The 15,762-nt window shown below is 36.4% G+C and carries 12 protein-coding genes; 4 read left to right on the forward strand and 8 right to left on the reverse strand.

The features are described 5' to 3' along the window. The first annotated feature begins 151 nt into the window (after window positions 1-151). From AC0L5Q_RS10615 to AC0L5Q_RS10630, 4 genes are all read left to right on the forward strand, one after another. The gene (locus tag AC0L5Q_RS10615) at window positions 152-604 is read left to right on the forward strand and encodes a tellurite resistance TerB family protein (RefSeq protein WP_473607541.1); all 453 of its coding nucleotides are present in this window, start codon (window positions 152-154) and stop codon (window positions 602-604) included. Window positions 605-1,002: 398 nt separating this feature from the next. Next, window positions 1,003-1,833 (forward strand): CvfB family protein, encoded by an 831-nt coding sequence (locus tag AC0L5Q_RS10620; protein ID WP_473607545.1) that lies wholly within the window; start codon window positions 1,003-1,005, stop codon window positions 1,831-1,833. Between the two features lie 33 nt (window positions 1,834-1,866). Then, a complete protein-coding gene (locus tag AC0L5Q_RS10625) occupies window positions 1,867-2,772 on the forward strand; it encodes a mechanosensitive ion channel family protein (RefSeq protein WP_473607549.1) in 906 nt (301 codons plus the stop codon). A 150-nt stretch (window positions 2,773-2,922) separates the two neighbouring features. Next, a complete protein-coding gene (locus AC0L5Q_RS10630) occupies window positions 2,923-4,245 on the forward strand; it encodes an IS4 family transposase (RefSeq protein WP_473607552.1) in 1,323 nt (440 codons plus the stop codon). Window positions 4,246-4,297: 52 nt separating this feature from the next. Here AC0L5Q_RS10630 and tldD read toward each other — a convergent pair whose 3' ends face one another. From tldD to AC0L5Q_RS10670, 8 genes are all read right to left on the reverse strand, one after another. Next, window positions 4,298-5,737: a metalloprotease TldD gene (tldD, locus tag AC0L5Q_RS10635; protein WP_473607555.1), complete on the reverse strand. Its 1,440-nt coding sequence runs from the start codon at window positions 5,735-5,737 to the stop codon at window positions 4,298-4,300. Next, window positions 5,730-6,599 (reverse strand): carbon-nitrogen hydrolase family protein, encoded by an 870-nt coding sequence (locus tag AC0L5Q_RS10640; protein WP_473607557.1) that lies wholly within the window; start codon window positions 6,597-6,599, stop codon window positions 5,730-5,732. Before AC0L5Q_RS10640 ends, tldD begins: the two co-directional genes overlap by 8 nt. After that, window positions 6,592-10,617, reverse strand: a complete 4,026-nt coding sequence (locus AC0L5Q_RS10645) for a YhdP family protein (protein ID WP_473607561.1) — start codon at window positions 10,615-10,617, stop codon at window positions 6,592-6,594. Before AC0L5Q_RS10645 ends, AC0L5Q_RS10640 begins: the two co-directional genes overlap by 8 nt. A 345-nt stretch (window positions 10,618-10,962) precedes the next feature. Further along, window positions 10,963-12,441 (reverse strand): ribonuclease G, encoded by a 1,479-nt coding sequence (gene rng / locus AC0L5Q_RS10650; RefSeq protein WP_473607565.1) that lies wholly within the window; start codon window positions 12,439-12,441, stop codon window positions 10,963-10,965. Then, window positions 12,438-13,052, reverse strand: a complete 615-nt coding sequence (locus AC0L5Q_RS10655) for a Maf family protein (RefSeq protein ID WP_473607567.1) — start codon at window positions 13,050-13,052, stop codon at window positions 12,438-12,440. The genes rng and AC0L5Q_RS10655 overlap by 4 nt, the downstream gene beginning before the upstream one ends. A 23-nt stretch (window positions 13,053-13,075) precedes the next feature. Continuing rightward, window positions 13,076-13,555, reverse strand: a complete 480-nt coding sequence (gene mreD / locus AC0L5Q_RS10660; RefSeq protein ID WP_473607572.1) for a rod shape-determining protein MreD — start codon at window positions 13,553-13,555, stop codon at window positions 13,076-13,078. Then, complete coding sequence (mreC, locus tag AC0L5Q_RS10665) at window positions 13,555-14,415, reverse strand: rod shape-determining protein MreC (protein ID WP_473607576.1); 861 nt, start codon at window positions 14,413-14,415, stop codon at window positions 13,555-13,557. The genes mreD and mreC overlap by 1 nt, the downstream gene beginning before the upstream one ends. Window positions 14,416-14,476: 61 nt before the next feature. Further along, window positions 14,477-15,520: a rod shape-determining protein gene (locus AC0L5Q_RS10670; protein ID WP_473607579.1), complete on the reverse strand. Its 1,044-nt coding sequence runs from the start codon at window positions 15,518-15,520 to the stop codon at window positions 14,477-14,479. Between the last annotated feature and the right edge of the window lie 242 nt (window positions 15,521-15,762).

Genomic DNA, 15,762 nt, shown 5'->3' on the forward strand with positions numbered 1-15,762 from the left:
ACTAAGTTATAAATAACGAATATATTATGATTAACACGATATAACTTAAAAATAAAAACTAGTGAATTAGACTACTTTGTTAATTTTTACGCTAATTATTAACGATATACTTACTGCTAAATACGATGTATAGCCGCAACAAGGATCTAAAATGATTGATAAAATTAATGCTTTTTTCAAAAAATTAAATACGCCATTTCAAGATACTGATAAAACTGAACTTTCTTTAGAAATAGCGTGTACGGTACTTTTATGTGAAGTAATGAAAGCTGATGGGATTCTACAAGAAGAAGAACAGATATCACTCAAAGCTTTTATTGCAAAACAATTCCAGCTTCAAAATAGTCAAATAGACGAAATAGTGAAAACAGCTTTAACTTTAAGCGACAACGCTACTGATTTTTACCAATTTACTCGTAAAGTAAACGAGCATTACACCATTGAACAACGCATGGAGATTGTAGGCTATTTATGGAGACTTGCTTATATTGATGGCGAACTTGCAACGTTAGAAGAACATATTATTCGTAAAATTGCTGACTTATTACATTTAAGACACAGCGAATATATTCAAACAAAGTTAGCAAATACTCCCTCATCTTAAGCTGATGATGTATCATACCCGTAACCATTCAAGATGCAGGTTTCAGTGGGAACTAAAAACAATTTAGGCACAGATTTCATGTTCCAGACGAAATCTAAGTACATACATCCATGTATGCAAGGCATTAAATTTCAGTAATGGTTATTCCCTTACTAAAATTAATAACGCGGCATAAATTATTTTTAGACCCATCGAAGAAGCGCTTGAGCAAAATCACTTCTTCGTTAATGCTTTTTATAAGGGAACGACCATTATTACAAAGCATTGCCTTGAATTGATATCGCTCAAGCACTCTGAAATAACCTCTTGATTGGTAACGGGTATAAGTACCCAACAACGTATTTAATTATTTTAATAAAATACAACTTCTTATTATTTCTAGAAAACGGCGAACATAAATGGCTGACTTAGGTAAATTTAATACACTTTCTGTAATTACAGTAAATGACACAGGGGCATATTTAAATGCCGATGACTTAGGTGAAGTACTGTTACCTAATCGTTTAATGCCCGAAGGTTGCACTACAGGTTCACAAGTAAGTGTCTTTTTATATAAAGATTCAGCCGATAGAGTTGCCGCAACCACTCAACAACCTTTAGGTGAAGTTGATCAGTTTGTTTCGTTAAAGGTTTCAGCTATTAATAAAATGGGCGCTTTTTTAGACTGGGGGCTGCCTAAAGAATTACTTGTTCCATACAACGAACAACATACTGAAATGGAAATAGGTAAATATTACCTCGTGCGTATTTATTTAGACTTACGTACAGAACGTATTGTTGCCTCAAGCAAGTTAGATAAATTTATTGATATATGGCCTGCTGACTATCAAAAATGGGACAAGGTTGAGCTTATTATTGGTGGTAAAACAGATTTAGGTTTTAAAGCTATTATTAATAATTTACATTGGGGTTTATTGTACGATAACGAAATTTTTCAGCCATTAAGAATTGGTAAAAAAATTACCGGTTATATCAAACAAGTACGTGAAGATGAACGTATTGATTTAAGCTTATCTCGTCCTGGCGAAGGCAAAGTAAAAGACTTTAGCCAAAAGCTTTTAGATTATATTGCTGAGCATAATGGTATAAGCCCGTTACACGATAAAAGCGCCCCTGAAGACATTCAAAAAGCATTGGGCGTCAGTAAAAAAACCTTTAAAGCAACCGTAGGTAATTTACTTAAAAAAGGTAAAGTAAAAATTACACCTGAAGGCATAACCCTTATTTAAATAGACCCCTAGTAACTGAAATAGACATAAATAATGACAGAACAAGTAACCGATACAGCAAGCACATCACAAAAAGTGGTAGAAGTTATTAATCCCGCTAATTTATTAAAAAATGAAATAGATCAAATGGCGCATATTTATCAAATCGTCATTGATTTCTTTACGAATTATAGCTTCCAAATAGTGGGCGCTATCATCATTTTTATTATCGGCTATATTTTAGCGGGTAAAGTAGCAGGCATGCTTTTACGCGTGTGCGAACGTCATAATCTTGATGTAACACTAAGCCGTTTTATTGCGAATAGTAGCCGTATGATACTTGTACTCATGATTGCTATTATCGCCTTAGGTAAATTAGGTATAAGTGTTACACCATTTATAGCCGCTATTGGTGCTGTGTCTTTAGGTGCAGGATTAGCGTTACAAGGTTTACTATCAAATTATGCAGCTGGGTTTAATATTATTATTACGCGCCCTTTTGTAGTTGGCGATACCATTATTGTAAAAGGTGTTACAGGCGTTGTTAAAGAAGTACTGCTCGCGCATACCATTATTTATGATGAAGATAATGTAAGAATAACGATCCCTAACAAACATATTGTAGGCGAAATATTACAAAACTCGCTTCATGATTCGTTATTAGAATTAAACGTAGGCATTGCCTATAGCGAAAATCCTATTGAAGTTATTGAGTTACTAAATAAAGTCATTTTATCTACAGGTGTCGTGAGTGAAACACGTGAACCACAAATAGGGATTGATGAATTTGCCGATAGCGCTATTAATATTTCTATTCGTTTATGGACACCTACAGTCAACTTATACACAGCCAAGTTTACCGCTTACAAAGCTATTTACTTAGCCCTTGATGAAGCTAACATTCAAATACCGTTCCCACAACGCGATGTTCATATGATTCAACCTGAAACTAAGGTTTAAGGCTTACCTAAAGTTGTTTTGTATTAAAATAATTCATTAAAAAAGGCGCTTTGGCGTAATGCCGATCAGTTAAGAAATGTTTAACGATCCATTGACCGATCTTCTGGTTAGTATATAAAGGCTTCTGAATTTATTCAGGAGCCTTTTCTTTTGCAACTCTCTACCGCCTTATCACAAGTTTCACAAAATAGTTTTACTGAATTTACAGGATTAAGTGAATTATTAGACCCAAGCATCGTTGATGAAGCGTTGGCTCAGTCAGGTATTGCGACCATAAGGAAGCGCAAGCTTCCTATGGAGCAAATGGTGTGGGCTGTTATTGGTATGGCTTTATTTCGTAAAATGTCTATCCGCCAATTAGTTAATCAGCTTGATATCATTCTACCTAACGGTGACCCCTATGTTGCACCTAGTGCCGTAACACAAGCAAGAAAGAAACTTGGTCATAAAGCAATAGAATCTATTTTTAATAAAACACAATCGCTATGGCATGAGGAGTCTACTCACCCAACATGGTGTGGGTTGACACTATTAGGTGTTGATGGCGTTGTATGGCGAACACCTGACTCAAAAGAAAATAATGAATATTTTGCACGTACAGGAAACTCTCATGGCAAGGCAAGTTACCCCCAAGTGCGCATGGTATGCCAGATGGAATTAACAAGTCATTTATTAACACAAAGTGCTTTTGATAGTGTTGATATTAACGAAATGAAATTAGCTGGCTCGCTAGTTGAAACAACACCAGATCATAGCTTGACACTATTTGATAGAGGCTTCTACTCGCTTGGATTACTTTATCGTTGGCAATCCACGGGAATATCACGTCATTGGCTGATACCGCTAAAAAAGAACGTACAATATGACATTGTTCGTTCATTAGGACGCCAAGATAAAATAGTTCGTTTAACCGCCTGTCCCCAAGCACGAAAGAAGTTTCCTGAATTACCTGAATCAATTGAAGCTCGATTAGTATCGAGAAAGGTTAATGGTAAAGCGTGCGAAGTGTTAACGTCTATGACGGATGCAATGAAGTTTCCTGTCGCTGATATTGTCGATTTATACGGACATCGGTGGGAGATAGAACTTGGTTTTAGAGAAATGAAGCAGTCACTACTTGATAGCCAATTTACCTTGCGTAGTAATCAACCTGAGCTTATAAAACAAGAGTTGTGGGGGATATTACTCGCTTATAATCTGATCCGTTATCAAATGGTATTAATGGCGAAGTCACTCGATTCAATACATCCAAACCAATTAAGTTTTCATGGTGCTTCAATGCACATAATTTATCAACTGACTATGTTGCCATTTTGTTCGCCAGGAAATGTGTCAAAATTTGTTATGGATATAACCAAAAGTGCCAAACAGTTTGTATTGCCAGCACGTAGAGAGCGGAGTTATCCGCGAGAATTGAAGTGTTCTAAGAATAGGTACCCTGTTAAAAAAAGAAATGCCGCTCACCTTAAGTGAACGGCATTACGCTTTGGCGCCTTTTTGTTATCTATAACTCAAGTTAATCGTATTACTGAGTTCCACCAACTGTCATTTCATCAACCTTTAATGTAGGTTGACCAACACCAACGGGTATACTTTGTCCGTCTTTACCACACACACCAACACCTGCATCAATAGCTAAGTCATTACCTACCATACTCACTTTCTTCATAGCTTCTGGTCCACTACCTATTAACGTTGCGCCTTTAACAGGAGAAGTAATTTCACCATTTTCAATTAAGTAAGCTTCTGAGCTGGTAAATACAAATTTACCTGAAGTAATATCTACTTGTCCGCCAGCAAAGTGTGGTGCATAAATCCCTCTTTTAACTGACTTAATAATATCTTTTGGATCATGCTCTCCGGCAAGCATATAAGTATTTGTCATTCTAGGCATAGGTAAGTGAGCGTATGACTCTCTTCGTCCGTTACCAGTAGGTTTAACACCCATGAGTGATGCATTATGCTTGTCTTGCATGTAACCTTTTAAAATGCCCTTTTCAATAAGCACATTATACTGACCTGGTGTACCCTCATCATCTATGTTGATAGATCCACGGCGATTAGCCATCGTGCCATCATCAACAATAGTACAATGCTCAGATGCTACTTTCTGTCCTACTTTGCCAGAAAATGCTGACGATCCTTTACGGTTAAAATCACCTTCTAAACCATGACCAACTGCTTCATGTAATAATACGCCCGGCCAACCTGCACCTAATACCACAGGGAAGTTTCCAGCTGGTGCTTCTAATGCTACAAGGTTAACTAAAGCTTGGCGTACGGCTTCTTCAGCATAATTTAAGTATCTAGCTTGTTTCCCTTCCACTTCAAAAAAGTAGCTATAATCGGTTCTTGCTCCGCCGCCAGAACTTGCTCGTTCGCGCTTACCGTTGTCTTCAACCAACACAGAGCAGTTAAGACGAATTAATGGGCGAATATCGGTTGCATAAGTACCGTCTGTTGCTGCAACAAGAATTTTTTCAAACACACCAGACAAGCTAACAATAACTTGTTTTACACGTTGGTCAATTGAACGCGCATGGGCTTCAACTTCGTGCAATAAATTGATTTTTTGCTCTTGCCCTAAGCTATCTAAAGGATCTACACCTAGATAAATTTCAGGTTGAGTTTGACGGCTAAAGGCTTTTACTGAGCCGCTTTGTTCTGCTTTAGTAATGCCTTTTGCGGCATCAGCTGCTTTTGTAAGAGCAGCGGGTGAAATATCATCAGAATAAGCAAAACCTGTTTTTTCACCTGAAATAGCTCTAACACCTACACCACGCTCTATATTGTAAGAACCTTCTTTTACAATACCGTCTTCTAACATCCAAGATTCGTGTCGACTTGATTGAAAGTATAAATCGGCAAAATCAACGTTTCGTTGCACCATGTTATGTAATGTTTGATTTAAAAAATCGGTGTCTATTTGGCTATCTGCCAAGAGCTCGCGCTCAATATTATTCATATGGGGTCAACTTAGATGTAAATTTATTATGTTCGGTTACTGGCATAGCTTGTCGCACTTTTGCCAGCGCTTCTGGTGAATAGGTTGTGGTAATTACGCCCTCACCATCAGGTGCACACGCTTGAATTTCACCCCAAGGTGAAATAATCATACTGTGCCCCCATGTTTCTCTTCCGTTTTCATGTGTACCTTGCTGACCTGCAGCAATAATATACACTTGATTTTCAATTGCTCTCGCTTGTAACAAGGCTTGCCAATGTGCTTTACCTGTAGTGGCAGTAAAAGCACTCGGCACAGTAATAATATCAGCGCCCAGTAATCTTAATTGGCGATATAATTCAGGAAAACGTAAATCATAGCAAATACTTAAACCAATATTAGCGTTTTTAGTTGCAGCAATGCTTAGTTTATCACCACCTTGAGTATGTGTTGACTCTAAATATTGCTTTTGACCATCGCTAACTTTCGCATCAAATAAATGGATTTTATCGTAACGTTGAATAAGCTCTCCTTCTGGAGAAAAGACCAAACAAGAGTTAGTGAATTTTTCGCTACTGCTGTTTTGCTTTTTGTTGTCCGAAATATCATTATCAACTAGCAGGGGTAAACTGCCAGCAACAAGACAAACATGATATTTTTTAGCTAAAGCTGATAAGCCATTTACGGCAAAGTTACTAATGTGATTTTCTTTAGCAAGGTTTAATTGATCTTTCTCTGTACCACCAAAAAACAAACAACATTCAGGTAATACCACAATATGCTCATCTGACTCAGGTAAGGCTTTAAGAAAAGCGTCAATTGTATTTAAATTATTTTCTACATTAGGTTTGGAGCATAACTGTATAGCTGACAAACTAACCATCTATTTCACTCTTTTTTGGTAATTCGCTCGATTCGGAATTGTTGTTTTGTGTTTCACTTGTAGGAGTAACGATAACATCTTCAACTATTTGAGGTGGTGTTGTTTTTCCAACACTGATATTGCGAGTTTTACGATTTACGTCTTTAAAAATAGGTTGAGACATGTTGCCTGTTAATTCAAAGTTCATTTCGTAATACACTTTTGAGGTGATCACTTCTTCAAGCGCAATACCCGCTAAAAATGCAACAGGGTTTAATGTAGCTATCCACGCAAGCGCTGGTAAGCTGGAAGTAACATTAGGTTTATAAGACATACGAAGATCAAGTAACTCTTTGCCTAAATCGGTATTTCCTTTAACTTCTAAATCTCCTGCTGCACCTTTCATAAACAAATTGTCGGTATACATAATACCGTCTTTGAGCTGAAAATCCCCGCTAATACTGCTGTAGAACATACCATCAGAAAAAATATCTCTAAAATCGAAGCTTAGTTTTCGTACCAATGATTGCAAACTCAATACCGAGAAAACCCTTGCTTGATCAGGTACTTCCGCTAAATAGCCATCGTCTAATTTTGCATTAAACTGGCCATTTAATTTGGCAACATCAAACTCGTAAGGACTTGCTTGCCAATTAAAAGCAAACTCGCTACGTAAACCACTGTCTTTAATTGTTGGAGTATAGCCAAGCTTTTCGGTTTCTTGTTCAAGATCTTTTGTATCAATAAAACCAGTAAAGCTACTTGTATCTATACCGTTTTTTTGACTCCAAGCCCCGTTTAACTCGATAGCAAATTTATCTCTTGATGCCTCAAATTTATTCAATAAAATTTGGTTTTCGCTATTTCGCTCAATAGCAAAGCTCACTTTGCCTAAATCTATATTATCAATAATACAGCTACCACACTGAAGCATCAGTGGAGGTAATTGTGTATACATTTTTTGGTTAAATAAATTGGCGTCTTGTTGCTCTGCTTGCAGTGTATCTTCAGAAGTTAGACTAGCTGCATCAAGGTTATCATCAGGTTCTTCTTTAGTGAGTTTAGCTAAGTGAATAAAGTCAGCATTTACCTCTATGCCTTTTTCAGCTATATCATTATGAATAGTGACCTGAGTTCTGACTTCTTTAGAATTAATATCGAGTAACCAAGACGTTTCATTACTATCTAAGTTAAAAATCATACTAGATAAAGAATAATCACCGTAAAGTAACGAACCTATTTCCCCTCTTATGCGCTCAGGTTTTTCTAATAAAGGCACTTTTTGAGGTTTACTATTATCGCTAACAGTATTCGCTACATTACCGGTTAATTTAATATCATCAGATGTATTAATCGATTCTATAATGTCAAAAATAAAAGGTTGCCACTCCTCAACATCAGCTTGAGCTAACTTAGTCGTGATATGAAAACCTTGAGTAGGTAAAAGCATTTCTTCAGCACCTAATACTAAATGCGCCTTTGAAAAAGAAATATTGTCATGATTAAGTACACCATAAAACTGCAACTGTTCGCCAACTGAAGCATTAATCGTCGTATTATATGTTTGACCTGTTACATGAGTTTTTAGCGCAAGCACTTCCCCTGCTTTTTTTGTATAAGGCGAAGGTAAATTAAGTTCTGTTTTATCTAAAGTTGAATTAATATCCAAATCATAAGTAAACCCACCTTCATGGTACATGTTTAGCGATAACAAGCCTTGCCACGCCAAATTACCCGAACCATATTCCTGCAAGACTTCAGGTAATTGTTTTAACCATTCTTTACTTTCCCAATTAGCTTCAAGACTAATATTGGTATCAAAAAACATAGCTTTATCTTTTGCATTAACGTCTAACTTTAAAGGCATACCACGCCACAACAAGGTTACGTTGTCAGCATTTATTTTATCGTTGTTATAGGCTAACTGGCCATTAACTTGAGTAAATAACATATTAGGTGTTTGTAAGTTAACGGTATTGTTTTTGAATTTAACCGTCCCTTTTGCCACCGCATTTTCAGGTTTATTTAAAGGTAAATCTAATGAAAACTCTCCTGAAATAGGTTTACTTATTACTAGTCGGTTTAAAGTATTGCCTACCGTTTTCTTAAGGGGACTTTTATTCATTAAACGAGTCACTAACCCCGGATTTGTTTGATTAAACGCGGCCTTTACCTTTAATACTTGTTCGTGTGATAAATCTTCAATTTGGGCTGTTACGCCTTTAACATCAATCCCATCTAAATCCCCTTTACGACCTGTAATGAGCATACTGTTATTATTAAAAGTTAGATTGGCATTAAAGTTTTTAATTGCGGGCCAGTAAGGATCAAACTTAAACTCGGCCTCACTTAATTCAGCATCTACATTAAAAACACCTTCATTGTTTTTAAAAGGAAACTTATTAAGAGGACCATTAAATAGCACTTGCGCTTGATCAATCTTGCCATTAACAATTGCTCCATTAAGATAATTAACTAAATCTTCTCCCATTAAAATATTCGGAAAATAATGATTCGCTAATTCAGCTTTACCATTAATAATACTGGCTAAAAGCGACATTTTGGTGTCTTCTTCTGGGGTTTTATCAACACTTATAGCCGCTGATAATGTTAGTTCATCTGAGGAAAACTCAATATTATCACTTTCTAGGTTCCATGCTCCTTCCCCAAAGTTAAACATTAAGTCGGTAGAAAGTACGCTATAAGGAATAGGTTTAATAAAATGTTCAGCAAAATCAAGTGCACCATTTTCAGACAGTAAACTCAGCTGAGTAGTATTGTTTTTAAAAACAAGTTCGCCATTTATATTTGAAACACCAGGAATTCCAACAAAGGGATGAGTCGTTATTCCTTTAATGTCTGCGACAACAGCTTGATTATTTTTTGACACCTGTAAAAATAGATCTTTAATAACGCCTACAGGGCTTGTTTGTTCTAATAATTGAGCAACATTTTTGTCGCTAGTAAATAAGGGCGCAATATCAGTTAACCCTTCGATACTCAAATCACTGATATAACCGCTTAAAATACCAGATACTTTTGAAAATTGAAGTTGAGTAGGTTGCCAAGACTTTTTATTAGTAATAAAAGTTAACGGGCTAGAAAGAATATTAAAGGCTTTCAAACCTTTATTATCTTGCTCTTTAACAAAGCGCGTTAATATTTGCCCTTGGTTAACACTAAAAAATTGATGCTGCTTACTATGAGTCCAACTGATTTCGTTATTGCCTAACGACACTTGTAATTCTGTAGGGAATCCATTATCAATGGTTAACCATCCATCAAAATTAATAGCTGAATGCGTGTCTTTATTATCGATAGCAAAAATAGTATCTAACCAAGGTGTTATATTTAACTGATTCGCTTGTAAGTACACTTGCCCATCAAGTTCTTCAATTTCGTCACCATGTAGATCTAATATCACTTTAATATTGTTAGAGGTTAGTCCATCAACAATAACGTAGCCTTTACCTCTATGGCTATCGCCTTCGTTTAGCCAATCAAGTTGATTGATAAGTAACAATTTTTCCGTTTGACTGGTTTGAAAAACAATTTGGCTATTCAATAAAGAAAATCTACCGATCCTATCTAAAAAGATTTCGGCTATTCGAGCAACAAGGGGAGCATCTTTATCTTCGTTTTTTGTTTTTGCTGAAGTGTTAAAATTTTTAATAAAAACTTGAGCACCATCGAGGGTTACATCTTGGGTGATAATTCGACCTTTAGCTAGGCTTTGCCAAAAATCTAAATGCACATGAATTTTATCGATGAAGATATCTGTAGACTGGGTTTCGAGCAGACTGACTTGTTTTATTACGATAGACGGACCCAGTTTTTCCCAGTCCATACTAAGTTCACCAATGGTTATTTGGCTATCATTAGTGGTGTTAATTAAATTTTGAACGTGCTCTCTATAATTATGTGCATAAGGTAATAACAAGCGAAAAGCACTAATTAATACAGCAAAAAGCACCAACAAAATGGCAATGCTTTTATAAACTCTGTTTAACCAACGGTTAATGACGCGAGAAGTACTCATTAATTTTTACAATATCACTTATTAATTAAATCATTATATACCCGTAACCATTCAAGATGCAGGTTTCAGTGGGAACTAAAAACAATTTAGGCGAGGCATTAAGTTTATGTCATGGTTATTCCCTTACTAAAGTTAATAACGCTGCATACATTGTTTTTAGACCCATCGAAGAAGCACTTGAGCAAAATCACTTCTTCGTTAATGCTTTTTATAAGGGAGCGACCATTATTACAAAGCATTGCCTTGAATTGATATCGCTCAAGTGCTCTGAAATAGCCTCTTGATTGGTAACGGGTATAAACCTGAACGTGTAACGGATTAATTCATTTCAATTAACCCAAAAACCTACATCATCACAACATCAAACTGTTCTTGATTATACATAAGTTCTGTTTGTATTTTAATGTCTTTACCAATAAAGACTTCAAGCTCAGCTAAATTATGATATTCATCATTAATTAACGCTTCGCTTACCGCTTTAGATGCATAAACAATAAATTTATCCGCATCATGCGCTCTGTTGACTCGCACTATTTCTCGTAATATTTCATAACATACACTTTCGCATGTTTTTAAATGACCACGTCCTGCACATACGGAACATTCGCCACATAAAATATGTTCAAGGCTTTCTCGTGTTCGCTTACGGGTCATTTCAACTAGGCCTAAAGCAGAAAAGCCACTGATGCTAAACTTAACGTTATCTTTCGCCATGGCGTGTTCTAAACTTGTTAATACACGACGTTGATGGTCTTTATCATTCATGTCGATAAAATCAACAATAATAATGCCACCTAAGTTTCTTAATCGTAACTGTCTTGCTATAGATTGCGTTGCTTCAATGTTGGTATTAAATATTGTTTCTTCGAGATTACGATGCCCTACAAAAGCTCCTGTATTAATATCAATTGTAGTCATAGCTTCAGTTTGATCAATAATTAAATAACCACCTGACTTCAAGTTGATTCTACGATGCAGCGCTCTTTGTATTTCGTTTTCAACATCAAACAGATCAAAAATAGGACGTTCGCCTGGATAGTACTCAAGTCCATGACTCAAATTAGGTGCAAACTCTTCAGTAAATTCAACAACTTGATCATAGGTTAATTTTGAATCAATGCGAATGCGCTCAAGATCAGTTCCAACAAAGTCTCTTAACACTCTAAAAATCAATGATAAATCTTGATATATTGCGGTTTTAGTTACTTTTCTTTTTTTTCTTTTTATAACTTTAGACCATACTCTACGTAAAAATTCAGCATCTTGCTTTAATTCTTGTTCGTCGGCACCTTCGGCAGCCGTTCTGACAATAAAACCATGCTCTTCATCGCAAAATGGCGAAATGATACGTTTTAGTCGGTTACGTTCTTTATCATCTTCAATACGTTGTGAAATACCAGCACGAGCAGCATTAGGCATTAAAACTAAATAGCGTGCAGCTATGGTAATATCTGTGGTTAATCTTGCCCCTTTCGTACCTAAAGGATCTTTCACCACTTGTACCATTAAATATTGACCTTCTCGTACTAAGGTTCGAATGTCAGGCACTTGATCATTTGACGAATCTTTTGTCGATTCATCTTCATTGAGAATAAGTTTAGAGTTAATATCGGAAGCATGAAGAAAAGCAGCTTTGTCTAAGCTAATGTCAACAAAAGCGGCTTGCATACCAGGTAATACTCTGATGATTTTTCCTAGGTAAATGTTACCCACAATGCCACGTTTTGCTTCGCGCTCTACATGCACTTCTTGTAGTGTGCCATTCTCAATTAACGCAACCCGAGTTTCGCTAGGTGTTACATTAACCAGTAATTCACCGCTCATAAATTTTCCTTCGAGTTAAGTTGTATTGGCGTATTAACCCCAAATTTTGAAAGTAATTGCGCAGTCTCGAACAAAGGTAAACCAACAACGGCTGAATAACTACCCATTATTTTAGTTACAAACTGCCCTGCAATTCCTTGAATACCGTAAGAACCTGCTTTATCTTGAGGTTCGCCCGTTTCCCAGTATCGCGTGATTTCGTCTAATGTAAGTGTTTTAAATGTAACTTCTGTTGTCACGACTTCAGATAAAACTCTATCTTTATCTATTACCGCTATAGATGTTAACACTTGATGAGTCTGTCCAGATAACATTTGCAGCTGAGCTATGCATTCATCGAGGTTAGCGGGCTTGCCTAAAATACAATGGTTATAAACCACACTAGTATCGGAACCAAGTACAACGACATCATTATTTTGAGGTGCCCCAATAGAGTGATACGTAACTTGTGCCTTTTCAATCGCTAATCTTTGTACGTAATCAACCGCACTTTCATTTTCTTTAATATCTTCATTGATATTGGCAGGTTTACAGGAAAAGACATAACCAATTTGAGCAAGTAACTCTTGCCTACGGGGCGATTGTGAAGCTAAAACCAAAGATAATGTCATAAAAATGCTTTTTTAATATAGGATTATTTAATTTGAAAATGCCGACGTATTTTTCTTAATAATAGCAATGCCCAAGGCCACAAAATAATAGTGGTAATTACAGGGTATAAATAACTAGGTAAAAACACCACGTCGCTTATAAAGCGCTGCATCCAAAAGACAAGCAAATGATATAAAGCGGCAAGTACTCCAACAATAATAGATTGTTGCCAAATAGAAAAGTTTCTAATTTTCTGAAAGTTTTCAGCAATAATAAAAACAGATATAGCTAAGGCTGCAGCATGCACACCCAATATAGAACCTAACAATACATCGAGTATGAAACCAATAACCCATGCAGTAATAACATTAACACGAGACGGTAATGCCAAACACCAGTAAATTAACACCACTAAAACCCAATCAGGTCGAAAAGCATCAACACTTAATGGCATAGGAATAATGGTTGCTATTAACGCTAACAATAAGGTTAATAAAATAATAATACCATTATGAGCTAACACTATTGTTGCTCCTCTTCATGAACAATAGGCTTAACATTCTTTGTGTTGGGCCATAAGAGTAACAAATAGCGTAAACGATCTATTTTTGCTACAGGTTCACTAATTACTTGAGCAAAAGCTCTTGATTCATCTTGATTAACTTTCAATATGGTTGAAACAGGATAACCTTCAGGGTATTTACCACCTAAACCTGAAGTCACTAGTACATCTCCAGGTACAACATCAGTACTATGCGGAACAAAGTTATTCACGAGCCTATCTATTTGCCCAGTACCTGTGGCAATCATTCTGATACCATTACGACTTACTCTTACTGGCACAGCATGAGTAACATCAGTAATCAAAATAACTCGACTACTTATTGTACCTACATGTTGAATTTGTCCTACAATACCTTGGTCATCTAAAACTGCTTGCCCTTCATAAACGCCATCATTCGCGCCTCTGTTAATCACTATTTGGTGAGTATAAGGATCACTATCAACAGCGATAACTTCTGCTACCATCTTCTTCGTTTCTTCACGTAAAGGAGAGGATAATAAAGAGCGTAGTCGATTATTTTCTTTTTCCAGATCAGAAAGATGCATTAACTGTTCGTGTAAAAGCAATTCATTAACTTTATAACTTTGATTTTGTTCGATTAAATCTTGGCGTGAGGTAAGGTTTTCAGCCGTCCAAATCATCATTCGTTTTGGTGCTGTCGCTAAGTACTGTAGTGGGCTTACAAAAGATTGAAGGTAGCCTCGAGCGGTTTCAAAACTGCCTATATGGTGGTCAAAAAAAATTAAAAGCACAGAACAAAACAGCACCAACAAGAGTCGGTGCTGTGCAGACGGGCCGTGTTTAAATATTGGGCTCATAAATATAGCTTTATTATTATCTAATGCTGCTTAATATTAAGGGGCTAGAATAATATAAATATTATTCGTAAGAAAATAAATCACCGCCGTGCATATCAATCATTTCTAATGCTTTTCCGCCGCCACGTGCAACACATGTTAGAGGATCATCAGCAACAACCACAGGAATACCTGTTTCTTCCATTAACAAACGGTCTAGATCTTTTAATAAAGCCCCGCCGCCTGTTAGTACCATACCTCTTTCTGAGATATCTGATGCTAATTCAGGTGGTGATTGCTCTAAGGCAACCATAATAGCACTTACAATTCCTGTTAAAGGCTCTTGTAGTGCTTCTAAAATTTCATTGCTGTTTAAGGTAAAACTACGTGGAACGCCTTCAGCTAAGTTGCGGCCTCTAACTTCTATTTCAATTAACTCTTCACCTGGGTAAGCTGAGCCAATTTCGTGTTTAATGCGCTCAGCCGTTGCTTCACCAATTAAGCTACCAAAATTACGACGTACGTAGTTGATAATAGCTTCATCAAATTTATCACCACCAATACGAACTGACGATGAATAAACAACACCATTTAGAGAAATAATACCAACTTCTGTCGTACCACCACCTATATCAACAACCATAGAGCCAGTAGCTTCTGATACAGGCATACCCGCACCAATTGCCGCAGCCATAGGTTCGTCGATTAAATACACTTCACGAGCACCAGCGCCTTCTGCTGACTCTTTAATTGCTCTACGCTCAACTTGTGTTGAACCACATGGAACACAAACCAGAACTCTTGGGCTTGGACGTAAAAAGTTATTACTGTGAATTTGTTTTATAAAATATTGCAACATCTTTTCAGTTACAAAGAAATTTGCAATAACTCCGTCTTTCATTGGACGAATAGCTTCTATATTACCAGGTGTTCTTCCTAGCATTTGTTTTGCAGCAGCACCTACTGCAGCAACACTTTTTGATCCACCGGATCTATCTTGTCTAATCGCAACAACTGACGGCTCGTTTAGCACGATGCCCTGATCTTTAACATATATCAGCGTGTTAGCTGTTCCCAGGTCTATTGATAAATCATTAGAAAACATGCCGCGTAATTTTTTAAACATACGATGAAAATGTCCTTTACAAATCGCATAAGAAAATACTTATGCCGTATTTACGTTTGTATTTTTAAACTCATATAAACATAAACAAATAGAATTAAATTTTTAGCTGCTAATCATACCGCAGTATAAGAGAAAGTGTCTTACCTTTTGTGAAAAAAACAGTATATTTTTACTTTTTTATAATATTTAAAAAGAGCTAGAGCTAAAACGGTAAAGATGATGTTTAAAAAGAGGAAGATAGT

This window comes from Pseudocolwellia sp. G5-9, assembly GCF_055808995.1.